At 44.1% G+C, this 26,774-nt stretch carries 29 protein-coding genes and 1 tRNA gene; 15 read left to right on the forward strand and 15 right to left on the reverse strand.

Annotated elements, in window-relative coordinates:
• Positions 1–224: 224 nt before the first annotated feature.
• Positions 225–446, reverse strand: coding sequence for a hypothetical protein (locus tag QUA44_RS26660; protein WP_333276757.1), 222 nt, complete (start codon positions 444–446; stop codon positions 225–227).
• Between QUA44_RS26660 and cofG the strand changes: the two genes are divergently transcribed.
• Entirely contained in the window at positions 436–1,386 is a 951-nt protein-coding gene (gene cofG, locus QUA44_RS26665) for a 7,8-didemethyl-8-hydroxy-5-deazariboflavin synthase subunit CofG (RefSeq protein ID WP_333255787.1), read from the forward strand. The two genes, QUA44_RS26660 and cofG, sit on opposite strands and share 11 nt — an antisense overlap.
• A 41-nt stretch (positions 1,387–1,427) precedes the next feature.
• On the opposite strand, the gene QUA44_RS26670 is transcribed toward cofG, so the two are convergent.
• The 3 genes from QUA44_RS26670 to cpdA form a co-directional block, all read right to left on the reverse strand.
• Positions 1,428–2,204, reverse strand: a complete 777-nt coding sequence (locus tag QUA44_RS26670; protein WP_333255789.1) for an SDR family NAD(P)-dependent oxidoreductase — start codon at positions 2,202–2,204, stop codon at positions 1,428–1,430.
• 199 nt (positions 2,205–2,403) lie between these two features.
• Entirely contained in the window at positions 2,404–3,882 is a 1,479-nt protein-coding gene (locus tag QUA44_RS26675) for an alpha-amylase (RefSeq protein ID WP_333255790.1), read from the reverse strand.
• A 431-nt stretch (positions 3,883–4,313) separates the two neighbouring features.
• Positions 4,314–5,255 (reverse strand): 3',5'-cyclic-AMP phosphodiesterase, encoded by a 942-nt coding sequence (gene cpdA / locus QUA44_RS26680; protein WP_333255792.1) that lies wholly within the window; start codon positions 5,253–5,255, stop codon positions 4,314–4,316.
• Between the two features lie 14 nt (positions 5,256–5,269).
• Between cpdA and QUA44_RS26685 the strand changes: the two genes are divergently transcribed.
• Positions 5,270–5,340, forward strand: a tRNA-Cys gene (locus QUA44_RS26685).
• A gap of 465 nt (positions 5,341–5,805) precedes the next feature.
• On the opposite strand, the gene QUA44_RS26690 is transcribed toward QUA44_RS26685, so the two are convergent.
• From QUA44_RS26690 to QUA44_RS26705, 4 genes are all read right to left on the reverse strand, one after another.
• On the reverse strand, positions 5,806–6,267 hold the full coding sequence (locus QUA44_RS26690; RefSeq protein WP_333255794.1) for a hypothetical protein: 462 nt from the start codon (positions 6,265–6,267) through the stop codon (positions 5,806–5,808).
• Positions 6,268–7,250: 983 nt separating this feature from the next.
• Complete coding sequence (locus QUA44_RS26695) at positions 7,251–7,862, reverse strand: type II toxin-antitoxin system PemK/MazF family toxin (protein ID WP_333255798.1); 612 nt, start codon at positions 7,860–7,862, stop codon at positions 7,251–7,253.
• A gap of 4 nt (positions 7,863–7,866) precedes the next feature.
• Positions 7,867–8,349 carry a type II toxin-antitoxin system antitoxin SocA domain-containing protein gene (locus QUA44_RS26700; RefSeq protein ID WP_333255800.1) on the reverse strand — a complete coding sequence of 161 codons (483 nt, stop codon included), beginning with the start codon at positions 8,347–8,349 and terminating at the stop codon, positions 7,867–7,869.
• Between the two features lie 188 nt (positions 8,350–8,537).
• Entirely contained in the window at positions 8,538–9,008 is a 471-nt protein-coding gene (locus QUA44_RS26705; protein ID WP_333255837.1) for a DUF4079 domain-containing protein, read from the reverse strand.
• Positions 9,009–9,104: 96 nt separating this feature from the next.
• Here QUA44_RS26705 and QUA44_RS26710 point away from each other — a divergent pair, with 96 nt between their 5' ends.
• Positions 9,105–10,586 carry an ankyrin repeat domain-containing protein gene (locus tag QUA44_RS26710; RefSeq protein WP_333255802.1) on the forward strand — a complete coding sequence of 494 codons (1,482 nt, stop codon included), beginning with the start codon at positions 9,105–9,107 and terminating at the stop codon, positions 10,584–10,586.
• 259 nt (positions 10,587–10,845) lie between these two features.
• Here the strand turns inward: QUA44_RS26710 and QUA44_RS26715 are convergent, their stop codons facing one another.
• Positions 10,846–11,787, reverse strand: a complete 942-nt coding sequence (locus QUA44_RS26715; protein WP_333255803.1) for a 2OG-Fe(II) oxygenase — start codon at positions 11,785–11,787, stop codon at positions 10,846–10,848.
• A 332-nt stretch (positions 11,788–12,119) separates the two neighbouring features.
• Complete coding sequence (purH, locus tag QUA44_RS26720) at positions 12,120–13,664, reverse strand: bifunctional phosphoribosylaminoimidazolecarboxamide formyltransferase/IMP cyclohydrolase (protein WP_333255805.1); 1,545 nt, start codon at positions 13,662–13,664, stop codon at positions 12,120–12,122.
• 553 nt (positions 13,665–14,217) lie between these two features.
• Here purH and QUA44_RS26725 point away from each other — a divergent pair.
• Complete coding sequence (locus QUA44_RS26725) at positions 14,218–16,035, forward strand: PAS domain S-box protein (RefSeq protein ID WP_333255807.1); 1,818 nt, start codon at positions 14,218–14,220, stop codon at positions 16,033–16,035.
• A 195-nt stretch (positions 16,036–16,230) separates the two neighbouring features.
• Here QUA44_RS26725 and glcD read toward each other — a convergent pair whose 3' ends face one another.
• The 4 genes from glcD to QUA44_RS26745 form a co-directional block, all read right to left on the reverse strand.
• On the reverse strand, positions 16,231–17,706 hold the full coding sequence (gene glcD / locus QUA44_RS26730; protein WP_333255809.1) for a glycolate oxidase subunit GlcD: 1,476 nt from the start codon (positions 17,704–17,706) through the stop codon (positions 16,231–16,233).
• A gap of 69 nt (positions 17,707–17,775) precedes the next feature.
• Entirely contained in the window at positions 17,776–18,660 is an 885-nt protein-coding gene (locus tag QUA44_RS26735) for a DUF6671 family protein (protein ID WP_333255811.1), read from the reverse strand.
• A gap of 9 nt (positions 18,661–18,669) precedes the next feature.
• Complete coding sequence (locus tag QUA44_RS26740; protein WP_333255813.1) at positions 18,670–20,583, reverse strand: hypothetical protein; 1,914 nt, start codon at positions 20,581–20,583, stop codon at positions 18,670–18,672.
• Positions 20,584–20,686: 103 nt separating this feature from the next.
• Complete coding sequence (locus QUA44_RS26745; protein ID WP_333255815.1) at positions 20,687–21,079, reverse strand: transporter; 393 nt, start codon at positions 21,077–21,079, stop codon at positions 20,687–20,689.
• Positions 21,080–21,161: 82 nt separating this feature from the next.
• Between QUA44_RS26745 and QUA44_RS26750 the strand changes: the two genes are divergently transcribed.
• The 3 genes from QUA44_RS26750 (at position 21,162) to QUA44_RS26760 (ending at position 23,384) form a co-directional block, all read left to right on the forward strand.
• Positions 21,162–22,418 carry a glycosyltransferase family 2 protein gene (locus QUA44_RS26750; RefSeq protein ID WP_333255816.1) on the forward strand — a complete coding sequence of 419 codons (1,257 nt, stop codon included), beginning with the start codon at positions 21,162–21,164 and terminating at the stop codon, positions 22,416–22,418.
• A gap of 326 nt (positions 22,419–22,744) precedes the next feature.
• A complete protein-coding gene (locus QUA44_RS26755; protein WP_333255818.1) occupies positions 22,745–23,008 on the forward strand; it encodes a hypothetical protein in 264 nt (87 codons plus the stop codon).
• A complete protein-coding gene (locus QUA44_RS26760) occupies positions 23,001–23,384 on the forward strand; it encodes a type II toxin-antitoxin system VapC family toxin (RefSeq protein ID WP_333255820.1) in 384 nt (127 codons plus the stop codon). The genes QUA44_RS26755 and QUA44_RS26760 overlap by 8 nt, the downstream gene beginning before the upstream one ends.
• A gap of 38 nt (positions 23,385–23,422) precedes the next feature.
• On the opposite strand, the gene QUA44_RS26765 is transcribed toward QUA44_RS26760, so the two are convergent.
• On the reverse strand, positions 23,423–23,998 hold the full coding sequence (locus tag QUA44_RS26765; protein WP_333255822.1) for a Uma2 family endonuclease: 576 nt from the start codon (positions 23,996–23,998) through the stop codon (positions 23,423–23,425).
• A gap of 102 nt (positions 23,999–24,100) precedes the next feature.
• On the opposite strand from QUA44_RS26765, the gene QUA44_RS26770 reads away from it, so the two are divergent.
• The 8 genes from QUA44_RS26770 (at position 24,101) to QUA44_RS26805 (ending at position 26,664) form a co-directional block, all read left to right on the forward strand.
• Positions 24,101–24,484: a hypothetical protein gene (locus tag QUA44_RS26770; protein WP_333255824.1), complete on the forward strand. Its 384-nt coding sequence runs from the start codon at positions 24,101–24,103 to the stop codon at positions 24,482–24,484.
• The gene (locus QUA44_RS26775; RefSeq protein ID WP_333255826.1) at positions 24,477–24,728 is read left to right on the forward strand and encodes a type II toxin-antitoxin system RelE/ParE family toxin; all 252 of its coding nucleotides are present in this window, start codon (positions 24,477–24,479) and stop codon (positions 24,726–24,728) included. Before QUA44_RS26770 ends, QUA44_RS26775 begins: the two co-directional genes overlap by 8 nt.
• Positions 24,729–24,899: 171 nt before the next feature.
• Positions 24,900–25,115: a hypothetical protein gene (locus tag QUA44_RS26780; RefSeq protein WP_194068126.1), complete on the forward strand. Its 216-nt coding sequence runs from the start codon at positions 24,900–24,902 to the stop codon at positions 25,113–25,115.
• Positions 25,115–25,375, forward strand: a complete 261-nt coding sequence (locus QUA44_RS26785) for a type II toxin-antitoxin system RelE/ParE family toxin (RefSeq protein WP_333255828.1) — start codon at positions 25,115–25,117, stop codon at positions 25,373–25,375. Before QUA44_RS26780 ends, QUA44_RS26785 begins: the two co-directional genes overlap by 1 nt.
• Positions 25,376–25,476: 101 nt before the next feature.
• Positions 25,477–25,731 carry a hypothetical protein gene (locus QUA44_RS26790; protein ID WP_333255830.1) on the forward strand — a complete coding sequence of 85 codons (255 nt, stop codon included), beginning with the start codon at positions 25,477–25,479 and terminating at the stop codon, positions 25,729–25,731.
• The gene (locus QUA44_RS26795; RefSeq protein WP_333255831.1) at positions 25,728–26,078 is read left to right on the forward strand and encodes a type II toxin-antitoxin system PemK/MazF family toxin; all 351 of its coding nucleotides are present in this window, start codon (positions 25,728–25,730) and stop codon (positions 26,076–26,078) included. The genes QUA44_RS26790 and QUA44_RS26795 overlap by 4 nt, the downstream gene beginning before the upstream one ends.
• 130 nt (positions 26,079–26,208) lie before the next feature.
• On the forward strand, positions 26,209–26,409 hold the full coding sequence (locus tag QUA44_RS26800) for a hypothetical protein (protein ID WP_193972564.1): 201 nt from the start codon (positions 26,209–26,211) through the stop codon (positions 26,407–26,409).
• A gap of 42 nt (positions 26,410–26,451) precedes the next feature.
• Entirely contained in the window at positions 26,452–26,664 is a 213-nt protein-coding gene (locus QUA44_RS26805) for a ParE family toxin-like protein (RefSeq protein WP_333255833.1), read from the forward strand.
• Positions 26,665–26,774: the final 110 nt, after the last annotated feature.

Here is a 26,774-nt window from a genome sequence, read left to right on the forward strand (position 1 = left end):
TTGTCGGTGCTTGTGACCCACTCACAAAAGCGTTCCCAGACGTTGGCGCTTTCGCGCTGCTGTAAGGTTGTTGTCATTTGTTTATGATTGCTTTATTTGGTTTTCAATGTTCGTGACGGCTTTGTGTTCCGCCATGTAAATAACATAAACCTTTTATTTCAGTTTGTAAAGGGGTTTTAAGCACAGTTTTTGTGATTACAGTTATAAGCAAATCTTATTTGAAGCTATAATGCTTGCTGTATGGGGATTTTAAACAGCCGAGTGCGGAGTTTACGGGCGATCGCACGAAAAAAATAATTTTCATAATCTAGCTGGTAACGAGATTCGGGACAGGCATGAGTGTTAAGATACATGAAGTTGTGCGATCGCCAACCGCAAAACTCGCACTTATATATATAGCTGTCGATCGAGTCCGATCGCTCAAAATCCCAAGGAATGTCCCGCACCGTCACCTACAGCCCCGCTTATACTCTAGTTCCCACCTACGAGTGTTTCAACCGCTGCACCTATTGCAATTTTCGGGCCCAACCGCTGCAAAGTCCTTGGCTGACACTCCCAGAAGCCGAAACACAGCTTGAGTTGCTGCTTCCTCAAGGTGTAATTGAAATTCTGATCCTCAGCGGCGAAGTACATCCCAATAGTCAACGGCGAAAAGCTTGGTTTCAGCGGATTTACGATTTGTGCCAACTGGCACTTAGTCTCGGATTTTTGCCGCATACTAATGTAGGGCCGCTCAGCTTTGAGGAGATGGCGCAGTTAAAACAGGTGAATGTTTCAATGGGACTGATGCTAGAACAGTTGTCCCCCGATTTGTTACAAACTGTTCACCGACACGCACCGAGTAAAGTGCCGGCGCTGCGGCTGCAACAGTTAGAATGGGCTGGGGAATTACAGATTCCGTTTACGACTGGTTTGCTGTTGGGAATCGGGGAAAGTAAGGCTGATTGGATTGAGACTTTGGAGGCGATCGCCCAGATTCATTCGCGCTACAATCACATTCAAGAAGTTATCCTCCAGCCCCACAGCCCCGGAAATCAGCAAAGTTGGGACGGTGAAGTTTTTGATGCTACAAAAATGCCGCAAGTAATTGCGATCGCCCGCAGCATTTTACCTGCTGAAATTTCCCTGCAAATCCCGCCAAATTTAGTTGCACAGCCGGACATATTGCTGGCTTGTTTAGAAGCAGGTGCGACAGATTTAGGCGGAATTGGGCCATTGGATGAAGTTAATCCCGATTATCCTCACCTGCAACATCAAACTTTAACAGAAATTTTAGCAGCAGCCGGATGGCAACTCGTGCAACGTTTGCCTGTTTATCCTCAGTATGATAACTGGCTGCCGCCAACATTACAAACTGCTGTCAAACAATGGAGAGTTAGTCATTAGTCATTGGTCGGTTAACAGTTAACTGTTAACTTATTGAGGGTTTAAATCAAAGAACCGCCGCCATCAATCCAGACTTCAGTACCCGTGATAAAACTGGATGTATCCGATACCAAAAATAATACTAATTTCGCGATATCTAGGCTCGAACCAGCGATATTATCAGTCAAAGGAATCATATCTTGAAGGCAATCGCGGTCAACTGGAATGCGATCGAGATGGCGCTTAACAGTGCTTTCATTGATCCCAGTCAGCACCCCGCCCGGACAGATAACATTGACTCTGATGTGACTCGTAGAAAGTTCTAGCGCCAGCATTTTTGCTAAAGCTACTTGAGCAGCTTTGCTGCAAGCGTAAGCTGTGGCGCCAACTTTTTTGAAGCTTCTGGTGCCATTAATCGATGATGTAATGACGATGGAACCTCCTTGTTTCTTGAGATAAGGAACAGCATACTTAACAGTCAAAAAGGTTCCGGTGAGGTTGGTGTTAATTGTCCGATCCCACTCATCGGGTTCTATCTCTTCTACGGGCGACCAGATGCCGTTAATCCCCGCATTGGCGAACACAATATCAATTCTTTGATACTCGTCAAAAATTGTTTGAAATGCCTGCTGCATTTGCCCAGAATGCCCCACATCTGCGGCAATTGCCAGCCCGCTGCCTCCTTCATTTATTAGTTGGCGGACTGTTTCTTGCGCCGTTTCTAAACTTAGATCGATAATAGCAACTTTTGCGCCTTCCTTGGCCATTAAAATTGCTGCGGCACGACCAATTCCCGACCCGCCGCCGGTAATAACGGCAACTTTTTCTGCAAGTTTCATATTTTTTTATGTAATTTTTTTGGGGGAGATTTTTATAAATATAAGTATAGAGATATAGGACTGAAGTCATCACTACGAATAGGCTTGAGTCATCAAAAACAGCTAAGTAAAAATTTGTTTAATGCGATAATTGTAGCGGTAAGGTGCGCCTAGCGCACCCTACTTTAGACAGAGGATTCCGTCAAAATTGCGGTCATGCTTACTGCTGCGGAACCCAGACAGAAACTGAACCGGCGTTACACCTAAAATCTGCCCAACCGTCGTCATTTGTTACGATGGGTTCTTTGACGTGTTCCATGATGTCAATATAAGTTCGATTGGGTTGTCCGACTTCCATAAACTTAGTGCCATCGCCTCCATTACTTAGTACCACAGCCATGCCACCAGGGTGTTCTTCGTTTCCTAGTCGCGTCCAGCCAATTGTGTTAGCGTGGTCGAAGTAATCGTATTGATTCCCGTAAGAATAGGTTTGGCGCGCAAACAGCAATTTATCTAGAATCCACTGATGTTTGTCTAACCAAATCTCGTATTCATTGCCATCATTTGCTGTATCTTTATAGTGATCACCGTAATAATCCGGGTAAAAAATACAGGGATATCCTTCACTCCGCAGCAGGATTAAAGCGTAAGCAAGGGGTTTAAACCAAGATTCGACAACTGATTCTAACGATTGCAAGGGTTGAGAATCATGGTTGTCAACCAAAGTAACGGCTAGAGTTGGTTGCTGTTGAACGAGGGTGCCGTCGAAAATTGTTCGCAAGTCGTAGCTGTTGCCGGCCTTGCTAGCAGCGTGGAAGTTATAGTGGAGGGGCGCATCAAATAAGGATACTTTACCGTCCGTTGCTTGGATGAAGTAATGCAAAGCTTCCACTTCGTAAGACCAATATTCACCTACCGCAAATAGGTCGCGTTTGGCATAGTTGCGGACGTGTTCCAACCACTCTTGGAAAAATCCTGCTGCTACGTGTTTGACGGCATCAAAACGAAATCCGTCAACATTTGTTGTATCCACATACCACTCGCCCCAGTATTTTAATTCCCCAGTGACTTCTGGGTTGTCCATATCTAAGTCGCAACCCATGAGGTAGTCAAAATTGCCTTTTTCTAGGTCTACTCCCTCATCAAATTCTTTGCCTTTTAGCAGGTAAATGGCATGGTTGTCAGTGTCGTAAACGTTGTAATCAATGGCGTCAAAATGCCACCAATGCCACTCCATACTGGAATATTTTTTGTCGCGGCCAGGGAAAGTAAAATGCGTCCAAGCTTTGATTTTTTGATATTCACCTACGGTGTCATTGCGGTTGTCTGGATTGAAGGGTGTGGCTTCGGCTTCTTCTTGGGCATCGGCACCTAATTTGTGGTTGAAGACAACATCGGCATAAATCCGAATTCCAGCATCTTGTGCAGCTTTGATTGCGCGCAAATACTCATCTTTTGTACCGTATTTAGTGCGTACTGACCCTTTTTGGTCGAATTCGCCTAAATCGAACAAGTCGTAGACGCCATAGCCCACATCCATACCGCCGCCCGTTCCTTTATAGGCGGGTGGCAACCACAGAGATGTAACGCCAATTTTAGCTAAATCTTTTGCAGATTCGGCTAGCTGATTCCACAGGTTTCCGTCATCGGGGGTATACCAGTGGAAATACTGCATCATGACGCCATTGACTTCAGACATATTAAGTTTTTCCTGTTTTTTAAAGTTGCCCGATCTATTGTTGTTAGTTGCCGATCGCTCTCGCTATTTCTGCAATCTACGGTCATTACGAATGATAAAATATATGAATGAATAATAAAATATATCTTTTGACAGATTGACAATTTTGTATATTGTAGAGAAATATTTTTTAGCATATGTAACAGCGCAAAAAATATGTTCTAGGACTTGTGATTGTACGATCGCAAACCTGCTTGATATCATGTCACCTTGAACGCAGACTATTAAATCGGTTTGCAGTGAGGATAAATGGTTGGTAGTGAGGACTTCTGTCTTCTGAGTTTTGAGGCGCACACAAGTCCGAACGATCGAACTTGGTAACGGTTATTTTACGGGAAATAAGATAATTCTTCGATTGGGTCGATCGCACAACGACCTCTTAACTGTAAAAATCAAGATATTGCAGGTTCTCCGGCTACTCGCTCAATCTTAGTATCCCAAGTACCGTCGATCGCCAATTCGAGCAATCTAAATCCGGGCCCGATGGTGTCGAGGACAATCGGAGAGGTTTTGGGTAACAGTTGGATGCAGGTACTGGGTGTGCCCAAATAAGCAACTAAACCTCGCTGTTGTTGAAATTCTTGGTGAATGTGGCCGCAAAGGACGATTTTTATGTGAGGGTATCGATCGACAATTGCAAAAAATTCATCCGCATTGTGCAGCATCATGCTGTCCATGATTTCACAGTCGATCGCCAGCGGATGATGGTGCAAAGCAATCATAACAAATCGATCGCCCGTTTGTTGCAGTTGAGAGTCCAGCCAATCCAAAGTCTCTGGGGAAAGCCGCCCGCCGTCGCATCCGGCTTCGACACTCGAAAGCAGCAGAAACTGCCAGTTTCCCAAGTGAAATGATTTTTCTGGGGAAATAGGCGGGTTATCTAATATTTGCTGCATAACTGGGATGTTGTCGTGATTCCCAGGTATCCAGTAAGCGGGGATGTTGAGGGGGGAAATCAAGGAGGCCAGGAGTTCGTAAGATTCGGCTGTTTCGTCTTGGGATAAATCTCCTGTCAGCAAAAGTAAGTCTGGCGGCGGCTTTATCTGTTGCAGGCGATCGAGAACTGTTTCGAGGGTGCGGGCTGTCGAGATCCCTTTCCATTGTCGATCGAACTCTGCAAACAAGTGAGTGTCGGTGATTTGGGCGGCGAATAGGGGAGAAGCGGGTGTCATGGCTGGTGTTGCGGGCGATCGATTTAGTTCTAGAATAGCCTCGGATGGATTTTGGATGTGTGGGAAAAAAGGGCGATTCCCTACGGGATAGCTTCGCTTCGCGAAATTTTTGACAAATATGTTGAAATAATCGAGATTTGGTGTACTATAAAAAAACGTCAATTTTCCGACGTAACGGCGGCATAGCCAAGTGGTAAGGCAGAGGTCTGCAAAACCTCCACCCCCAGTTCAAATCTGGGTGCCGCCTTAATTTTTAGTATTTTTAATAAGTCTTAAATGCTTGTGTGACAAGGTTTTTGGGTTTATTATAGACTGTAAATTGTATTTAAATGTGCATAATTGATTGCGGAAAGTAATGCAAATTTAATGCAATGCAAAAAGTGCTGACCATTAAGACCAGAGTGGGCAGAATAGTGGGAGCTAGCGGACATTAAGAGACCACCTGTTACGGGTGAATGCCATGCTGATCTTGGCGATCGCGTTTGTAAGTTTTTTGCCCGGTCGCCTGCTGATTTTTGCGCTTACGATCTGCGCCATGCTTGGGCTATCCGGGCTATGAGCTTTGGACTGGATGTTGCGCTGGCGACAAAACAAATGGGCCACAGTCTTGCTACTCACACTCAGACTTATCATTTAGCTTTGAATGAGCGCGAGCAACAACGAGCTTATGATCGGATCTTGCAAAGTTTATCCCCCTCTCAATAGCTTTGCCTTAATTTAGTCTGAGGAATGTTGTTTGATAGATTTCGGCTTCAAGCTTTTGATAGGCTTCGGTCACAAGTCTCTGCACTTCTTCTCGATAATAAGGGAATAAGCTCTTTTGCTTGTCTGTTTCGATTTTTGATAATTCTGGTGCTGCAGAAAAAGCACATATGCCCACACCAATCCCTCGATCTTTATTTACAGACACGAATGCTAGACCTGCGATTTTGAGGTCCTCAATAGCAAAACTTACACATACTTCCGCATCTATTATTTTTGATTTTTCAAATTCTGGAATCTGTGCAAGGAGTGTAAGGGCGGGGAAGTCAGATTTGTTGATAAAGGTTCCTAAGCTAATTTTTCCACTTTCAATCTTTGGCTCTTCTCTCAATCCTTTGCTGTAATTGTTATTTACTTGTTTTCGCCGTTTTGTTTTACCCATTATTCCTCTTCTTGCTTGTTGTTTAAACATTCTAGATCATTTTTGCAGTCATCAGGATGTATCCCTTCACTTTTCATAAACGCTTTGAGGTCAGGGTATGCGTCAAGCAAGGCGATGTAATTATTCCAACGATCGGAAGTGTAAAATTCGGTAGAAGTAGACCTTAAAAAATTTTCGTTACAAGGAATATCGTCTAAACACTCTTTAGTGTGTCCCCAGTCACTCTCGAAGACGGACTCAAACCTGTTTACGAATTCTTGGACTTTAGGTAGTAATAGGTCATCAGGCATAAGTTTTTGAACTCCAACTGACTAACATGGGAATTTGCTATTCCTCTTTTGTACGGTAAAACTCTGTCAAAAGTGTCCAAAATTTCGGACACTTTTGACTTACTGTTGAGTCCTGTCCATTTTTGCGTTTCCTCTTCCCGGTTTAATTGTAAAACAATTGGGTGCTGGAGCATTGAGGTTTAGATTTTAACTTTTCTAGAAAACTCTTAAGAATCAAGTAAAAAACTCTTAAAAATCAAGTCTTTATAAGTAAAAGTTATAGTTTAGGATCTGCGTCGCGGTTTTTTCGATCATAAATTTCCCTTATCTATTTTGCGCCTGGATTCGGCTCCTTTGCCGACGGGCTGAGACTAGGCGATGCTCCAGTAAGTAAATATTAGGGTGAGGTTTCCACCAGTTTTCGTGCAAGAATAGCAAGCCATCCTCGCCAAAGCCTTTCGGGGTGAACTGGTCCCCGAAGACCCCAACGACGAGCCTGCATCCGTCTTATTAGAACGGATTCGCGCCGAAAGGGAAAACAGAGAAAACGTTGCCAAAACTGCTAAAAAGCCTGCGGCCAACAAAAAACAACGCAGCAAGAAAGCGCAACCGCAATTAGAACCAACACCGCCATTAGAACCAATTCAGCTAGAATTGCCGCTGTTTGACTAGACATTTCTAGAAAAGCAAGTCTTGAACAGCCAGGATGCCTGTTCCACAATAATTATTGTAGATGTCTATTGACTACGATCGCAAATCGTCGATCAGTTTTTCTATAGCCATACTTTTTGTGGTTTCATCCGGTAGAAAATTAAACACTTTCTGCAAAAGTTCTGGAGACGCATTTTTAATAAACCAATCTTCACCCGGATTATCCCCAAGATTTAAAAAATACTTTAAACGTTCCTCTATAGCTTCCTTATCTGCTTTATCCAGTTGTCCAACTCGCTTAAGCCAATCCCCTTGCGAATCTTTAAAACAGTTAGCATCAACAGTACATATCTGATGCACTAGAGCGAAGGAATTCTTAGAAAGACCATTTGTGCTTGTAGAATTAATCGGATATACAGTTGGCAAACCTTTATAGGTTTCTTGTGAAGTCAACGGAATTAGCGTCAAAGTTTGGATGTGTTTATAGTCATATTGAAATTGGTCACTTGTCCAAACAATATAAGGATGCTCTCCCCGAAAAACCCAACTCGAATTAATCACCTGAGCGCAAGAAATTGTCTTGCATTCAATTTCCCCTGGTTGATTTATCTCATAAATATGATGATGACCGAGTTTGCAACGAAGACATACTCTATAGGGATTGATAAAATAAATCCAACCTTGACGCGGTTTTTGTCCAGCCACTCGCTCACTCCAATTCACTCATTAACTTTTCTCTTTCTTTGTAGAGATTAAGTCTCACCTGTTCCTCTGGTTCGTGGCTATATTTAACCTCAAGCATCGGAGCAGTGCTATAGACATATTCTAGTAACTGATTCAGTTTATCCTCTCCGGCACCAGCCCATTCTCTCCTGATGTTGTCAAGCATGAGCTTCAGACCTAAAGGTAACTTTAAATCATCCACATTACCAGCTCCCTCACCAAGTCTGATGAATATACTTTCTCCCTGAGATTCTTGAACAATCTCTTTGCCATTCATTTGATTTAAAACAGCGTCTATGCCTTCATTCCAAGGCCCATAGTAATAATAACGCCAATCTAAATCAGTAAGCTGCTTGTCTGTCCATTTGACCGCATAAAGATCGGCCAAATACAAAAACTTGATTAACTGCGTTTTTGTAATATAGCCTTTTGTTGCGTACACAAAGTATTTTATCAGGTTTTCTAGCATGGCTTTAATTCTTTTGATTTCAAAAAGCTCCCTGATTAATATTATAATTTGTTCGCTCAGTTTAACTTTAGCCTATTATATCATCCCAAGGAAAGCTTGGCTATTAAACAACTAAAAGTTATCACAATTTAATTGCTAATCACTAATCGCCCTAAAGCAATTAGCAATTAGCAATCTTACCCAAATTATCACATTTTGCTGATAATTCTCTGCACGATTTCCACGCCTGTTACTGCTTGCCAGCCAAACAGCCCTAACAGCACAACATTTAGAAAAATGTGGGCGTTTCTGGCCAAATTGTTGCCTTTTTGCATCAAAGGAGTTAGCGAGGCTGCGATCGCAATTATTGCCGTCATTCCCAACCCTGCGAGCAAGTGGGAACCCACGAACAATTTGCCGTTGTTGATGTAGGTGACGGCCATTCCGCCGATCGCCCCCGTTACCATCAAGGCTAGCAGCAAAGAGCCCATCTGGTGGTGTTTAATGTTGAATTTGCCCTTAATTAACTCTTTTTTGACTTCGCCTTCGGCACTTCTAGTCCGGCGGATTTGCAGGCCGAGATACAAAGCATAAAAGGAGATTGCTAGCAATACCCACATTAAAACTGGGTGGAAGAATTGGCTCCAAACTTTCACTGACTGCGGAATTTCGAGGTTCATGGTGTTCTCAGGATTAGCAAACATACTTCATAAAACTTAGTATACCAGTAAGTCCCTCTCATGTGATGGTAAAAACATACAGAACGAGACACTATTATGCCTGCCACTAAACAAGACGCTGTATTGATTCAAGCCGCCAAGACTGGCAACATTATTCACGTCCAAGCTTTACTCGCTAAGGGCGTTGACGCTAATGCCAAAGACTCTGAGGGGACGACGGCTTTGATGTTTGCTGCCCAAAAGGGCTATACAGAAATCGTGCGTACTCTACTAAACAATGACGCTAATGTCAACCAGGTGAGCAGGCGTTTTGGGCTAACGGCTTTGATGCTGGCGGCGGCTCACAAACAGGCTGACTCTGTGCGGCTGTTGCTGGCTGCTGGTGCTGATGTTAATGCTAAAAATGATGATGGAAGTACGGCTTTGATGGCGGCTTCTCTCAAGGGCGATATCAATGTTGTGCGGATGTTACTTGATGCTAATGCTGATGTAAATGTGCGAGATAAAGATGGAGATTCTGCTCTGAAAATAGCTGCTTTCTCCGGTCATCTAGCTGTTGTTAAAGCTTTGGTAAATGCGGGTGCGGTTGCTGACAATTCTATGGTGTTTTTAGCTGTGCGTCAAGGTAGCGCTGAAATTGTGCGAATTTTGCTCAATTGCGGCGCGGATGCTAATGTTAAAAATCTAGAGAGCAAAACTGCTTTGATGCTAGCTGCGACGGTGGGAAATTTGGCTGTTGTCGAGGCGCTATTGGCTGCTGGTGCTGATGTCGAAATTCGCGACAAAGAGGGCGAAACTGCTTTAACTTTGGCTGCAGATTCCGGCAATACTGATGTGGTGCAAATTTTGCTTGCTGCGGGTGCTAATGCGAATGTGAAAAATGGAGATGGGGGCACGGCTTTGATGGCCGCTGCGGCTGGGGGAAATTTGCCGATCGCACATATCTTACTCGATGCTGGCGCGGATATCAACGCTAAGGATAAAGATGATGAAACTGCGTTGAATTTTGCGGTGGTTGAAGGCTGCGAAGATGTGGTGGAATTGCTCTTAAACCGAGGTGCTAGTGTCGGTGCGAGAAATCGGTTGGGCGATACGCCTTTGCTGGTGGCGGCTGTTCACGGCCATAGTGCGATCGTATCGGCTTTGCTGCAAAAAGTAAACTCTAATCAGGCTGATTTCCTGAATGCTAAAAACTTTGGGGAAACGGCTTTGACGCTGGCTGCGTTTCACGGACATACTGAGACGGTGAAAGCCTTGCTTGACGGCGGTGCAGATCCGAATATCCCGGCGGATTTGGGGAAAACTGCTTTAATGAAGGCGTGCGATCGCGGTTATATGGCGATCGTCCAAATATTAGTCGAAAAAGGTGCGGATGTCAACTTGCTGGATGATTCGGGCGCAACTGCTTTAATGTGGGCCGCACATCGGGGTTATGCTGAGGCCGTAAAAATTTTAATTGATGCTGGTGCAGAGCTAAACCACAAAAATCCGGGAAATTATACAGCTTTAATGCTGGCTGAGTTTAAGAGTTATTCCAGTGTGGTGAAATTGCTAAAAAGTGCTGGAGCACTGGAGTAAATATAGCATCGCGGGAGACGTAAACGGCGGTTGAAACCGCGTCTACACAAACCAAGTCCGCCTCCGCGAACTGAGGAAAATGCGGTGTCAATAAAAAACGTAATGTTAACCATCCATTCTTCAACCCGCGTCGGCGGGTTTTGTTTTTGTAGGCGCGGTTTCAACCGTACGTCCTATCTTGAAAATATCTGCGTTTATCTCCGTTTATCTGCCTTAAATCTGTGGTTTTGCTATTCATAAAAAATTTATGCAACAAGTCTCAATCCGCTTTACGCACCCAGCCATTAATAGTAAAACGACTATCAGCAAAAGCTTTCGAGGGACAGCTAACTCGCAAAACTTCGTGCATATACCGACTAAGAAAAAATACAATGCTGTTATTACGAGGCTCAACGGTTCTAAATGTCTCGTCCGCTACATAAAAATTGTTCTCGATTTTGCTGTCATAAATTTGCAATTCCCCACCTGAAAAAGCTTTTGGTTCTCGATTGAAATAGTAAACATAAGTAAAAAATCGGCTGGCCGTATCTGGAGAACCACTGTCGTTATGAAGTTTATAAAAGTTGTTGTCGTTGTGCATGGTTAGCTGAGCTTCTATATCACCAAGCGCAAATGATTGGATATTTAATTTTCGCAGCACGTCGGGGAGAATTCCTTTGATGCGATTCAGGATCAGTGTTGAAAATTCCGGGAATGAGTGGAGGACCATCGAACGGCGGTAATCTTCGGCATTTGTGGAGGTGCTGGTACTCACAAATTCTGATTCTTTTGCTAAAACATATTTAATTAGTTTGTTCTTTTCGGCTGGTGTCAAAAAGTTGTCTATTTGGGCATAGCGAGATATTAAGTCGTCATTTACAGGCTGCGGAGGAGCGGGAATTTCTGCGGGAATTTCGATGGGAATTTCTGCGGGAGTTGCTGGCTGCTGCGGTTGCAGTTGCTGCAAGTAAATTGGGGGTTCAGTAACTAATCCGACTAGGTGTTCGCTGGGAAAAGAAAGGGCGGAACGCCCGTCGTCTATGGGGATTTGAAATAAGGTGGAAAAACCTACTGTGGGTTGGGTGCGATCGACTAATGTTTTGACTAGGCTGTGCAATAATGGTGTGTCGGATTTGAGCGTAATGGTGCACTGATGTCCGCCGGTGAGGAGGATTTTAACTTTTACGTCTTGGGGTTTAATTTGTTGTTGAGTGTAAGTCATATTTTTTTAAGGACGCAACTGGCAAGTCGTTAGGATATAACAGTTTTGATTGGTGTCACAGTCTTTTTGATCCCCCCCTAGCCCCCCTGAAAAAAGGGGGGGACAAGAGTGTCATAGTCTCCCGTCTTAGTAGGGGATAAGAGTGTCATAGTCTCCCCTCTTAAGACGGGATAAGAGTATTCTCAAAGTCCCCCTTCTTAAGGGGGATTTAGGGGGGATCGAGACTCTGCTATCAACGAGGGATACAAAAGATTTAGGCGCTTATTGACACCCCCGAACACTATTGTATCCCTACCCTATGATACACAATTGAAAATTGCTAGGTATTATTCCTAATGCAAAAAGTGGCGGATGTCGGTGAAAACCATTGTGATTCCGAGTTGGTTGGCTGCTTCAATGGAATCTTTATCGCGCATACTTCCGCCCGGTTGGACGATCGCAATTATTCCAGCCTCAGCCGCAGTTTTGACTGAATCGTCGAAGGGGAAGAAACCGTCACTAGCCAAAATCGCTCCTTTGCTCTTCTCTCCTGCTTGTTCTAATGCTAGTTTAACCGAACCGACGCGATTCATTTGTCCGGCGCCGACACCGATTGTAGTGCGATCGCGCGTCACAACGATCGCATTTGATTTGACGTGTTTCGCTACTTTCCAAGCAAACAGCAATTCTTCCCACTCTTCCGCCGTCGGCTGTTTCTCAGTAACTGCCCGCCATTTGCTAGTTTCTTCTACTGCATTGTCTGACTCTTGAACCAGCAAACCACCTGCAATAATTTTAACAGTTTGCGGCGGCCCTTGAGTCAAATCCGGCAAAATCAAGACTCGAACTTTCGCCTTCTTCTTGATAATTTCTTCCGCTTCTGGTTCGCACCCCGGCGCGACAATACATTCTAAAAAAGTTTTGGTTAACGCCGTGGCAGTAGCAGCATCAATCGGGCGATTTAGGGCGACAATGCCACCGAAAGCTGAGACGGAATCCGTGTCGAAGGCTTTTTGATAAGCTTCAGAAATAGTTTTTCCCAAGGCTGTGCCGCAAGGATTTGTATGCTTCAGAATAGCGGCGGCGGGTGTGTCGGGGAATTCTACGATTAGCCGCCTTGCTGCTTCTAAATCTACTAAATTATTGTAGCTTAATTCTTTGCCTTGCAGGATGGTGCTAGTCGTCCAGCCTGTCGGTGTACTTCCGCTTTTATACCAGGTGGCGGCTTGATGGGGATTTTCGCCGTAGCGGAGAGTTTGCAACTCTTTTCCTGATAAATTAAACTGCTGTGGTAGCGAAGATTTTTCAGCGGATTGGCTGCTGAGATAATTTGCGATCGCGCTGTCGTAGTTGGCTGTATGTTTGAAGGTTTCCAGCGCGCATTTTTGCCGGAATTTCAAGGATGCTTCACCGCCATTTTTTCGCAGTTCTTTTAAATAAGTATTGTACTGTTCTGGGTCGCACAAAACTGTCAAATGAGCGTGGTTTTTGGCGGAAGCTCTCAACATTGCTGGTCCGCCGATATCTATCTGCTCAATTGCGTCTGCTAGAGTAACTCCTGGTTTAGAAATTGTCTCTTCAAATGGATACAAATTGACTACAACTAGATCGATCGCCCGAATTTGATTTTCGGCTAAATCTGCGATATCTTGCGCTACATCGCGGCGCGCTAAAATACCTCCGTGGATTCGCGGGTGAAGTGTTTTAACTCGCCCTCCCAAAATTTCGGGGGAACCAGTATATTCCGCAACTTTTGTAACTGGGATTCCGGCTTCTTTGAGGGCGCTTGCTGTCCCGCCGCTGCTAATTATGTCAAATTCAAATTGTTCTACTAGACTGCGCGCTAAGTCGATTAGCCCGGTTTTGTTGGATACGCTCAGAAGTGCTAGACGTGCCATTGGTTTGAAATTGCGATCGCAAAAATAGATAGGTTATATTCTATATCACATCTGCCCGCAGGGAGATGATTTGGTAATGGCTAATTATGATTATTTTTAATAAAACAAAGATGAGTTCGCTTATTTTTGACCATATTTTTTGTCAAACTTATATAATATTTTATACTGACCAGTGGCTTCTAAATATGTAGAACTTGCGCGTGGAACTGGTTATTTTGTGAGTGCGAGGGGGATTGAAGCCATATCCAGCTTGCACAGTTCGTGTCGCTACGTAAGTGTCAATGTTGTTGAAATTACTTAATAAAACTTAATAGATAAATGTATGGCGATCGCTCTTGAATTTTAATGATGTTTTATGATGAATTCTAAAAGTAATGTGCTAGCCTAGCATCGGGTGTAAATTGCTCTACCCTAAATTTTTCGGAAAATTGGGCGATCGCAATACCTTAATCTAAAAAATAATTTGGTAGGTTTAAATAGGTTTTTTCAAGAAGCCGATCCAGAAAATAAGCTCAGTAATATTAGCAGGAACCAGAAAAACATGGCTACAAACATGACCAATAGAACAAACTACCAAGAAATGCCCAAAAAATCAGCCGAGAACTCGACACAGGCCAACATTTCAGAAGCTTATAGTCTTAGTCTGTGCGAAATGCAGCAGATGGAGCGAGCAATGGAACAGCTACAGCAGGATTTGAAAGCTAGCGAATATCGGTTTCGGAATGTGATCGAAAAAAATGCTGACGGCATCGCAATCGTCAACAAGCTAGGACTTATTTGTTTTGCCAACCCGTCAGCAGAAGCACTGTTTAACTGCACCGCAGAGGAACTTCTAGGGCAAGCATTTTTTGGCAATTTAGTAGTAGAAGTTTCAGCTTGCGACATTGAGATGGCGACGGATATTATTCCCCAAGTTGGAAAAACAGAAGCACCAGGAACTCGCGTCGTGCAAACAGAAGTTGAAGCTATTCGCAAGCAAAAAGCAAATGCTGTAGTAGAAATGCGGGTGGTGGAAACGGAATGGGATGGAGAAATGGCTTATTTAGCTACGCTGCGGGACATTACCGATCGCAAGCGCGCAGAAGAAATGCTTTGGTTGTACGATCGAGCTATAGCAGCTACTAGCACCGGAGTTACGATTTCTGACGCCACTCACCCAGAACATCCAATTATTTATTGCAATCCCGCATTTGAAAGCATGACAGGTTATCGGCGGCAGGAAATTATCGGTAAAAACTGCCAATTTTTGCAGGGAAGCGATACCGATCCGGTGGCAGTAGAAATAATTCGCCAAGCCTTGCAAACAAAGAGCGAATGCAAGGTAATATTAAAGAATTACCGCAAAGACGGAACAACTTTCTGGAATTGTTTCTCAATATCTCCCGTGCGCGATAGAACTGGCAAATTAACTCATTTTATTGGCGTACAGAGAGACATCACCCAGAGCAAACAAGCCGAAGAAGCATTGCATAATTCCGAAGCACAAAGCAGAGAACAAGCAGCTCAACTAGCCGCCGCACTTAACAAACTTAAAACCACTCATTCCCAATTAGTTCAGAGCGAAAAAATGTCGAGTTTGGGATTGCTAATTGCCGGCGTCGCTCACGAAATCAACAACCCAGTGAGCTTCATTCACGGCAATCTCGCTCATCTCAAAAATTATACTCAAGACTTATTTCACCACCTCGAACTGTACGAACATCACTATCCTAATCCAGTCGAGGAAATTCAACAGGAAAGAGAAGAAAAAGATCTCGATTTTTTAGCTGAAGATTTACCCCAAATACTGTCTTCAATGAGCGTTGGCGTCGATAGAATTTGCCAGATTGTGCAGTCGCTGCGGAACTTTTCACGGCACGACGATTCACAGATGAAACCCATTAACCTCCACGAAGGTATTGACGGCACGCTGTTAATTCTCAATCACCGTTTGAAAGGAAATGGAGAAATGTTACCTATTCAAATTGTAAAACAATACGGAGAATTGCCGCCTGTTGAGTGTTTTGCGGGGCCAATCAATCAAGTTTTTATGAATATTCTCAGCAATGCGATGGATGCTTTAGATGATGCGAACAGTAGGCGAACTTGTCAAGAAATGCCAGAAAATGTCAGCCAAATTAGGATTTTTACGGAAGTTGTCGCCAATTTTGTAGAAATTAAAATTGCCGACAACGGCCCGGGAATAACTGAGGAAATCAAGCAGCGCATATTTGATGCCTTTTTTACTACCAAACCCATTGGCAAAGGCACGGGAATGGGTTTGTCAATTAGCTATCAAATTATTGTAGAAAGACACAACGGCGAACTATATTGTAGTTCCGAATTGGGCAAGGGCACGGAATTTACTATCAAAATGCCGATCGCACATTAGCACGGCGTCCCCATTGCGGGCCTTACCAACTTGCTCTATAAGCAAGCCGGACGATCGCACTCCTAAAAAACGAGAAAAATCGTTTTTTCTCGTTACCCGAATCAGGCTGGTAACGCATACTTAGAGGCTTTGCCTCCCCATTGTAGAGAGAATTATCAGGTGCTTTTCCGCTCACCTTACTGCATAAATAGCCAATTAAAAAACCTCTGCACCCTCCAACTTCTTAAAAGTTTCAACCTTAGCCCTCGCCGCTTCCCCGCAAGTCTTCGGCGTCGGGAACATCTTCCCAGGATTCGCCAAACCTTTCGGATTAAACACCTGACGCACCCACTGCATCGTCTCCAAATCTACCTCCGAAAACATATCCGGCATAAAACACTTCTTGTCAGCGCCGATGCCGTGTTCCCCGGAAAGACTTCCCCCAACTTTCACGCAAAGCCTGAGAATTTCCCCGCCCAATTCTTCCACCTTTTCCAGCGCACCTTTTACCGAGTTATCGTACAGAATCAGCGGGTGCAAATTACCATCTCCCGCGTGAAATACATTCGCAATCCGGTAGCCGTATTTCTCGCTCAAACCCTCAATTTCTTTCAAAACATAAGCCATTTGCGTGCGCGGAATTACGCCGTCTTGCACGTAATAATCCGGGCTGAGATGACCCGCCGCTGCAAAAGCAGCTTTCCGCCCTTTCCAAATTTTCATCCGCGTTTCCGGGTCATGGGCCGTAGTGATATTTCGCGCTCCATTTTGCTTGCAAATATCAGCAATTCGCTGTTTGTTTGTAGCTACTTCCACTTCTAAACCGTCGATTTCTACGAGCAGAATTGCCGCCGCATCGCGGGGATAACATCCTGTTGCTACTACATCTTCTACAGCATTGATGCTGATATTGTCCATGATTTCCATGCCGCCTGGAATAATCCCAGCGCTGATAATATCGGAAACCGATTCGCCCGCTGCTTCTATGCTAGGAAAATCCGCCAACAGAACGCAAATCGATTCCGGCGCTTTCAGGATTCGCAAAGTAACTTCCGTGGCGATGCCTAAAGTGCCTTCGGAACCGACAAATACACCAGTTAAATCGTAACCAGGCATTTCGGGAATTTCGCCGCCGACATCGACAATTGAACCGTCAGGAAGTACCAATTTTAATCCTAAAACGTGATTGGTTGTTACTCCATATTTAAGGCAGTGAACGCCGCCAGAATTTTCGGCAACGTTGCCGCCAATCGAACAAATAATTTGACTGGAAGGATCGGGCGCGTAGTAGAAACCTGCGCCGCTAACTGCTTGCGTTACCCAGTTATTAATTACTCCCGGCTGCACAACTACTTGTTGATTTTCTAAGTCTACTTTCAGAATTTTTCGCATCAGGGCGGTGACAATCAGCACGCAGTTTTCTACAGGCAAAGCGCCGCCGGAAAGGCCTGTTCCTGCGCCTCTAGCCACCCAGGGAATTGAGTTGCGATCGCATATTTTGACCACATTTGCCACTTCCTCGGTAGTGCGCGGCAATACCACCAAAGCTGGCCGCTGGCGGTAGCTGGCTAGCCCGTCGCACTCGTAGACAATCAATTCTTCGCGGCGCTTTACCACGCCGTTTTTGCCGACTACAGCCTCGAATTCTTTAATAACGGGTTTCCAGTTGCGTTCGGTTTCTACAGCTATCATTAGTAACTTTTATTAGGGAACTCTCAATAATATTGTTGCAAACTTTACTATTTTTGTGCAATTATTTTTCTAAGGGTTGCAATATTGACACAGGGAAGGATCGGCAGTCTCTCGACCGTCTGGAAATAGTTTTTCTTTAGTATAACCGCAGTTTTTGCATTTATAGATTGCCGATCGCGCTAGCTGAGTCGGAAAATAGCAAAGTCCGCAGGGCAATCCGATTTTCGTCTCAGCAATATCGAATCCCGGCCAACCGCAATCGGGGCAGAATTGCTTGAATTTTTTAACTAAATCCAGAGTTGCATTTTCGATGTTTTTCATCCGAGTTGGATTGTACATCGCCCGCATATCTGTTTCGATGTGAACTCGGCCGGTTGACGATTTTCTTAAGCCTGCTGTCACCGCGTCAAACAACTGCTTTTCAGTAGTTATTCCCTTAATAATTTCTCCATTTCCTTTAGCAGCGTCGCCCACTATAACCACCATTGCGTGTTCGGTAAATCCAGCTTTTTTAGCAAAATCATCTGCTTCTTCGATACTAGAAACTAACTGGTGACTGTAGTTAGTTTCCACGGACAAAGATTCGCCGATTATTTCTAGATTGTTGGCTCGATCTAATAACAGCACAATTTCTCTATTAGCTGGCAGATACGGCATCATCGGGTGAGGGCCGAAAGTACCTTCGCTGGCAAAGGCAAGAGTTTCGCCCGCAATTTCTAGGGCTTTTTGTGCTTTATGGCGAGCCGCTTCTATTTGAGTTCCTAAGCGTTTAACTTCTCTGGTGAAGGTGCCGAATGCGTCCGTGTCAAGCTCCGCAGGTACTAGGATATTTACGCCCAATTCTCGTTTCAAAATGGGAGTAATCACCCGTTCTTTTTGGTGCATTGTAGCAATAACAGCCGTGCGATCGCTCAATAATTGATGGGAATTCACAGGCTCAGAAATATTAGACATATAATCCGATTATTTGAGTTTTTTACGACTTAACAAATCCAGAACAAAAATATCCCCATCGTCATATAATCTTTGGCGATTATTGCCTAGTTCTTTTAAATTTGCTTGAAAATCCCAAGCGTTCTCCGCTTGATTTCTCAGCCAAGTATTTTCGGTACTAATACTTGATGAAAGAAAACTTTTTGAATATGCTGCTTCCTTTGCATAAGAATACGCTACATATCTAATAGATTGTGAAGTTAAATAGTCAGCCAAGGGTTCACTGCCTTTGAATAACGGCATACCGGGGGGAGGACTCGCTCCGCCCGGCCAATCTGCCAGCAAGATTTTATTCCGCTTAAAATCCAGTAAAAAAGGTCTTTCAAGTCTTGTTAAAAGTGTTTCTCCTTCAGCAATTGACTGCTGCATTTTGATATGTTGAGCAATCTGCTGATCCGATACCAAAGCTACATTATTTATGCCGGATTTAATGTTACCTGCAAATTCCGAATATCTCAATTTAAGGCTGTTGCTGTTATTGCCAATCATTATGCCAGCCACAACCATAGCAATCAGTACAGGAGCAGTATTAGATAATTTGCTTTTTTCTCCCGCTTCAGTTTGAATAAAAGCTCCTGTCATCAATACAATTATTGCTGCCGAAACAACAGGAAACCCGTACCGATAACTGTCAGTTCCTCCAGTAGACAACCCTATAATAGGCATTACGACCGCAGCACTTATCAAAAAAGATAGAGGTGCTTCGCGACCGGATATTGTCCAATTGCGCCAGCGAAGGATAGCAAAACCCAGCAATCCTACCGAAACTCCGTACACATTTATTACCGAGCCAATACTAACTTTTAACGCTTGCACGAGCGTAAAATTTTTGTGTAAATAAGTTCCGTAAGCCGATCCGTGATATCCCTTGCCCAATAGCGGGTAAAGTAAAGTTCCTGATGATTGGTACATGGAAATCATCCAGGGCAAAAGCAGCAGTAAAGTTAATATTCCAGCTAGTAAACATTCGGAGGCAGCAGTTCGGCGATCGCCCTTTGCTCCTAAAATGTAAAAAAAGTAGCTTGCAATAACTAGAATGGTACAAGCCGGAATCAAGCTGGTTTTCAAAGACCAGACACCCGCTGTGACTAAAGCTACAATACAAGCATTAGGAATCCAGCGGCTGCTCTCCATCTCTTCCCAGTCAAGACTTCTGAACAAGCTTAAAAACATTGCTGTTCCCGTTACTGTACTGCTGGTATTTAACTGAGGATAATATATGCAAAGAAAAATAAAAAGCAATAAAATTGCTGCTTCTTTGGGAAGATTTTTATCCTTGAAATAACCTAAAAGAAGTCCTACTGATATTAGGAAGGAAACGCCGGGATCGATTAGATGGAGATTTTCGTTTCCGAGCGCGCTGAGAACGAAGGTCTGCAAGAAAGGGTGTCCTCCCAGGGAAGACAGCCTTCTTTCGCTGAACGGATCTGGGCCCAAAGATCCCATTTGTAGCATCTTATGTGGATATACAAAATAGGCATGGTAATCGTCTAAGCCTTGGAAATTTAGACTGTAAACCGAGCCTGCATAGTGCCAAAGATTCAGAAATACGACTGCAAAAATACCTAAAATAAATAGCCAGTGGCTACGAGCTAACCGAATCTCAGATAGCGAATTGATGAATAAATTTCTAATATTGTAAAAATCGCTCAGCCAATATATAAATCCTAACGCCAAGTAAATTAAAACTGTGGTTTGCGAAATAGTCCAAGTAACATTCAATACTCCCCCAAAGCACATACTCCAAGCCATCCCCCAAGCGGCTCTTTGTCCCCAGTCAACCCTATGCTTGGGAAAAAGGATGCGATTGATTGCTCCACCCCAGCCGATGAGGGAGATCAGAATGAAAATTCCCCATGCAAAGGAGAGAAAGTATGAATTCATAATTGTGACCTCAGTATCGATTTAGAAGGTAACGCTCAGACGCACCCTTTGACTTAATAAATTATCAACTCAGCACTCAAGTGTCGTCACAAGCGACAAATTGCTAACTGCCCCCAGCCACTCCCCCAGCTTGACCTCTGAGTACAAAAATTACTCCCGTCATAATCAGGGCCACGCCTACTAACCGCAGCGGCGGCAAAGGCTCGTTAAATACAATTTTGCCGCCCAAAACAGTAAACAAGTAACTAATTGACAGTAAAGGCGAGACTATGCTAATGTTGGCGCGAGACAAAACTACGATAAAGCCGATCGAAGAAACTGCATACAAACACAGACCTGCAACTATCAAAGGCTGAGTTGCCATTGCCATAACTTTTTCTACTAAATTAGCAGCGCCGATGGGCCCTAAGATTTTAGCTCCTGCCTTCAGACTAAATTGACCCACAACGCTGCACAAAATAGCAGCGAGCAAAACCAGAAAAACGCCTCTATTCATGAATTCACATACCTAATACGACAGCGCGAAAATTGCCGACAAAAAACTCGCCTTAACAGCTTTGATTAAGTTTTATTGAATTTTGTTAGCCACCCCTATTTTAAGCATACATACTGGAAAAGCAAGTATTATCGATCGCCAGCAACAGTGGAAAAAACCTATGGCAGAGCAGACCAACATCAGCACGGAATACACCCTCGAACTTTCAATACTCATGCCCTGCCTTAACGAGGCAGAAACTTTAGAAATCTGCATCGAGAAGGCACAGAAGTCTCTGCGCGACCTTAATATTGCCGGCGAAGTCATCATAGCAGACAATGGCAGCACTGACGGTTCTCAAGATATCGCCACCAGAATGGGGGCCCGAGTCGTCCCCGTAGCAGCCAAAGGGTACGGCAGCGCCCTGATGGGAGGCATCGTAGCGGCGCGCGGAGTCTATATTATCATGGGCGACGCTGACGACAGCTACGACTTTTCCAACCTCGGCGCTTTTGTCGAAAAATTGCGGGGAGGCTGCGATTTAGTGATGGGAAACCGCTTTCAAGGGGGCATCAAACCGGGGGCAATGCCGCCGCTGCACAAATATTTAGGAAATCCGGTGCTGACGTGGGTTGGGCAGCTATTCTTCTCAAGTCCGGCCGGCGACTTTCACTGCGGGTTGCGGGGTTTCAGGAGAGACTCTATTTTGAAACTGGACTTGCAAACAACGGGGATGGAATTTGCTAGCGAAATGGTTGTCAAAGCCTCTCTGTACAAGTTGGGGATCGCTGAAGTCCCAACGGTACTCTCTCCCGACGGCCGCTCGCGCCCGCCGCACCTGCGAACTTGGCGAGATGGCTGGCGCCACCTCCGATTTTTGCTGCTTTACAGTCCCCGGTGGCTGTTTCTGTATCCCGGTACTGCGCTGATGATTTTGGGCCTAATTGTTAGCATTTGGCTGTTGCCCGGTACTCAAAAAATCGGAGGAATCAGCTTTGACGTACACACGCTGCTTTATAGTTCGATCGCAATTATCGTCGGTTTTCAAGCAGTAACTTTCGCTTTCTTCACCAAAGTTTTCGCCATCAGCGAGAAACTGCTGCCGGAAGACCCGAAACTAAATAAAATATTTCGATATGTTAGCTTAGAGACCGGATTGATGGTCGGAGTCACGCTAATTTTAATTGGCATAGTTGGGTCGTTTTTGTCATTAACTATCTGGAGCGAAACAGCTTTCGGTTCTCTCGATCCTTCTAAAACTCTGCGTTTAGTTATTCCTTCGCTCACTTGCCTGACTGTGGGCTTGCAGATGGTGCTATCGAGCTTTTTTCTCAGTGTGCTGAGTTTGAAACGGCGATAGAAGAAAATCAATTTTGTCGATAAGTTATACATTATTTGGTGGTAATTTATGATATAAAATTAAGGTGTGAGTGCCAAGAATGCTGTGTGAGATTTGGCAGGAGTCAACCGAGTCAGAATCGGAAAAAAATTGAGTTGAAGGCTAGGGAATATTTAGGATTGATGGCAGGGCGATTCCTTACGGGATAGCAGCGCTTCAGGCTGTTTGGGAGAAAAGGGCGATTCCCTAGGGGATAGCTTCGCTTCACGCGCCACACAGACTGAGATTTGCGAAAAATTCCGTCAGAGAGCTATGATATAAAAGTCAGAGAGAAGCTGGTATCGATTATGCTACGCACATTTGAGGCTCTACTGAAAGGAAAGCTGTTAGAGTGGACGAACGATGCTCCGCAACAGAGCGATCGCCCGCTGAAAGTTTATGTGACTTTGTTAAAGGAAAAGTCTAGTATAAGTGCAGAATGTCGCCGTCAAAAAATAGTTGAAATATTGGAAAAACTGGCGGCGAGTCAGACTTTTGCTGAAGTCACAGCTCCGGTTGCGTGGCCGCGAGAGATGCGTCAAGATCGTCCGCTTCCTGGTAGGGATGAATGATGCTACTGATAGTAACATTATTATCTACGCTTCTCAACCAGAACACACCCAGATTCGGCAGTTTATTCGCGAGATCGAAATAGCATTATCAGCAGTTAGTTATGTTGAAGTTCTCGGCTATCACCGACTAACTCAAGAGTCTCGCCTATACTTTGAGGAATTTTTTGGGGTGGTTGAGGTTTTACCTATTTCCCAAGCTGTACTCGATCGCGCTGTGACACTGCGACAAATGAGGAAGATGACACTTGGCGATGCTATTATTGCAGCAACCGCTTTGGTGTACGGTTTGACTCTAGTGACGCGAAATATAGAGGATTTTCAATGGATTGCTGAACTGACTCTGATTAACCCGTTTGAGGCTGAATTAGGTAGTTAAGCGCGATCGCACTTTAGGAAGATAAGGGCGATCGCCCTTTACCAAATCGACTCAAGACTCAGCATAAATCCGGGAAGAATATCTTCACCTGATAAAGTAGCAGGCGACGACAGCAATTCAACTTCTGCGCCCTGACGATAAATTTCAACTTGTCGAGACTTGCGGTTAATTAACCAACCCAAACGCGCACCATTATCTCGATACTCTTTCATCTTATCCTGAGTTTCTTTCAAACTATCGCTCGGAGACATTAACTCGACTACAAAATCAGGACAAATGGGAGGAAATTTATTTTTTTGTTCGGCAGTAAGAGCATTCCAGCGTTCTAATGTGACCCATGCAGCGTCAGGCGCTCTATTTGCACCATTAGGGAGTTTGAATCCAGTTGAGGAATCAAACACTTTACCGAGTTTATTTTGCTCGTTCCAAATCCAAGTCTGTGCTGTTAATCCTGCATTGCTGTTTCCAGTCTCTCCTCCTGCTGGTGACATGATAATTAGTTCTCCTTTCGCTGTTCGTTCCAGTCTAATATTCTCATTTTCCTGACAAAGCTGAAAAAACTGTTCGTCTGTCAGCTTAATGATGGGGTTGAGGTTGAGGGTGAGGGTAGTCATAGCGGTATTTTATCGTGGGCTAAACGACCTTTATTAAGGATTGTAGCATATCAAGTAAGTCTTGAGGGCGATGTTCTATCTAATCAAAATTGAGCGGTCGGTTTGGGCGCGAGCACTTTGGGAAGAAAAGGTCGCACTTTGGGAAGAAAAGGTCGCACTTTGGGAAGAAAAGACCATCGCACTTCCAGCCAAAATCAGTCTATATTAGAATTAGAGCTAAAAAATACCAGCAAAAAGTCTATGCCGACTTATAATGAGGTACTAACTCAAGTTCAACGCCTCGCACTGACTGACCAACTCCGATTATTAGAGGAATTGAGAAAGATCATTCATCAGGGGGTTGAAGTTGAAGGCGATGATGATGTGATTTCAGCAGAAGAAATAGCGGAAAGTCAAGCAGCATTGGCAGATTATTTCGCGGGGCGCGATCGGGGAATCTCATCAAAAGAACTTAAGTTGAAGCTGTTCGGAGAAAAAAGTGACTGACTACATTCTCCTAAAATCAGCACAGCGGTATTTACAACTGATGCAACTGGACGATCGAGTCCGTATTGTTAAGGCTTTAGATGCGCTGGTGACAGACTCGACAGGACTTGACATTAAGCCTCTCAAAGGTCGTCTTGAGTTCTGGCTGCGAGTGGGTAAATATCGGATACTTTTTGTAGAAGATACGGATAATGAGGTATATATTGTGACTCTGATTGGTTCTCGCGGTGATATCTATAAATAAGGGCGATCGGACTTTAGGACGATAAGGGCGATCGCGCTTTGGCAAGACATGGGCGCACTTTGGTAAGAAATGGTCGATCGCACTTTCTTTGAGCCAAAATCAGTTTGATTGGGTTTGGCGCTCCTAAAGTTGCTATAATTTATCGATAATCCCACAGACTAGGAGATTAATATGCAAGTCAAAGATATGACAGTTGAGCAACTGCGGGACTTGATTCGGCATACCGTTGAACAATGCTTAGAAGAATATTTGGGCGATCCTGATGCAGGTTTAGAAGTTAAGGAAGAAGTCAAGCTGAAATTGTTAGAGTCAATGAAGCGCAAGCAAGCAGGAGAAAGCAGCATCGAAGCTGGGGAAGTTTATCAAAAACTCGGCATGAAGGCGTAATGAGCTATTTGGTTGAGTTGACAGCAGAAGCTCTGGTTAACCAAGAAAGATTGACTCAGCCTGTGCGGGAGCGTATAGGTAATAAAATCAATTGGTTGGCTGAAAATTTTGAACAAATTACTCCTATGCCGTTGTCGGCTAATCTGGCAGGTTTCTTTAAGTTAAGAGTTGGTGATTATCGGGTAATTTATTCTTTTGATGATGATTTAAAGGTGATTACTATTCACCAGATTGGACACTGGAGAGAAATTTATGATTAACTGAAGGGCGATCGCACTTTATGACGAAAAGGGCGATCGGTTTTCCCTAGCTCCTAAATTGCTATAATAACAATCAGCCAAAAAATCTCAACATAAAGCCTATGTCTACTTATAGCGAGGTACTGAGTCAGGCTCAAAGTCTCACTCTTGAAGAGCAACAGCAACTTTTAGAAGTATTGTCAGCATTGATGCGCGATCGGGTAAGAAGCAAAACTCAGGGTAAACGATCGGAAATTGATGCAGCACTGATTGAAATGGCACAAGATCCAGAGTATCAAGCTCAAGTGCTACAGATGGAGGCTGAGTTTGCGGTAGCGAGTTGGGAAGCTTTGCAATTGGGACAATCTCCTGTATGAACCGGGGAGAAGTCTATGATGCTCGACTTGAACCTGTTGAGGGTTCTGAACAAGGAGGAACCCGTCCTGTTATCATCGTTAGTCGAGCTACAATCAATACATATAGCCCTGTAGTTTTGGCTATTCCCTGCACTACTTATCAAACTGGTAAGCGAGTTTATCCCACTCAGGTATTAATTAAAGCTCCCGACGGTGGATTAACGAACGATTCTATCGCTATGGCAGATCAAGTACGGGTATTATCTAAACCTCGCTTATTGAGTTTACGAGGAATGCTTAGTGATGAAGCAATACTTCTGCTGAATCAAGCTCTATTAATTGCGTTGGATTTGCCTGGTCAAGTTTAATTGCACTTTGGGAAGATAAGGGCGCACTTCGGGAAGAAAAGGGCGATCGCTTTTCCCCGAATCCCGAATTGAGATATAATAAATAACACGCAAAAAAATCAGCGAAATAAAGTGTAATCTAAGACAGCCTATGTTGACTGTAGAACAGATAGAAAATGCGATTCTCGAACTTCCGCCGAACGAAATTGGAGAGTTGTTAGAGTGGTTTTTGAATTTGGATTACCAACGATGGGATATTCAGCTAGAGAAAGATATTGCTAAGGGTAAACTGGATGCTTTAGCAGGAGAAGCGATCGCAGATTTTGAGAGTGGTAACTATCGAGAGATTTAATGCACTACACGAAGGAGAAAGTTTTGGGATTGTTACCATGCTTTGCCATCAACCGTACAAGCTACAGCAGATCAGTGTTATGAGTTGCTGAAGGCAGATCCGTCTCATCCTTCTCTGCATTTTAAGAAGGTTGGTAATTATTGGTCTGTAAGGGCCGGACAAGCTTATCGGGCGTTGGGTATTGAAATTAAAACAGGTATTTTGTGGTTTTGGATTGGTACTCACGCAGAGTACGATCGGCTGATTGGAAAATAAGGGCGATCGTACTTTGGAAATAAAAGGGCGATCGCTGTCGGGGCGACAAGTCACCTATAACGCTGATAGAATAAGCCTCATAGCTCTTATGCCTTGTTGATAATTAGGTA

The organism is Microcoleus sp. N9_A2 (assembly GCF_036701775.1).
Taxonomy (GTDB): Bacteria; Cyanobacteriota; Cyanobacteriia; order Cyanobacteriales; family Microcoleaceae; genus Microcoleus.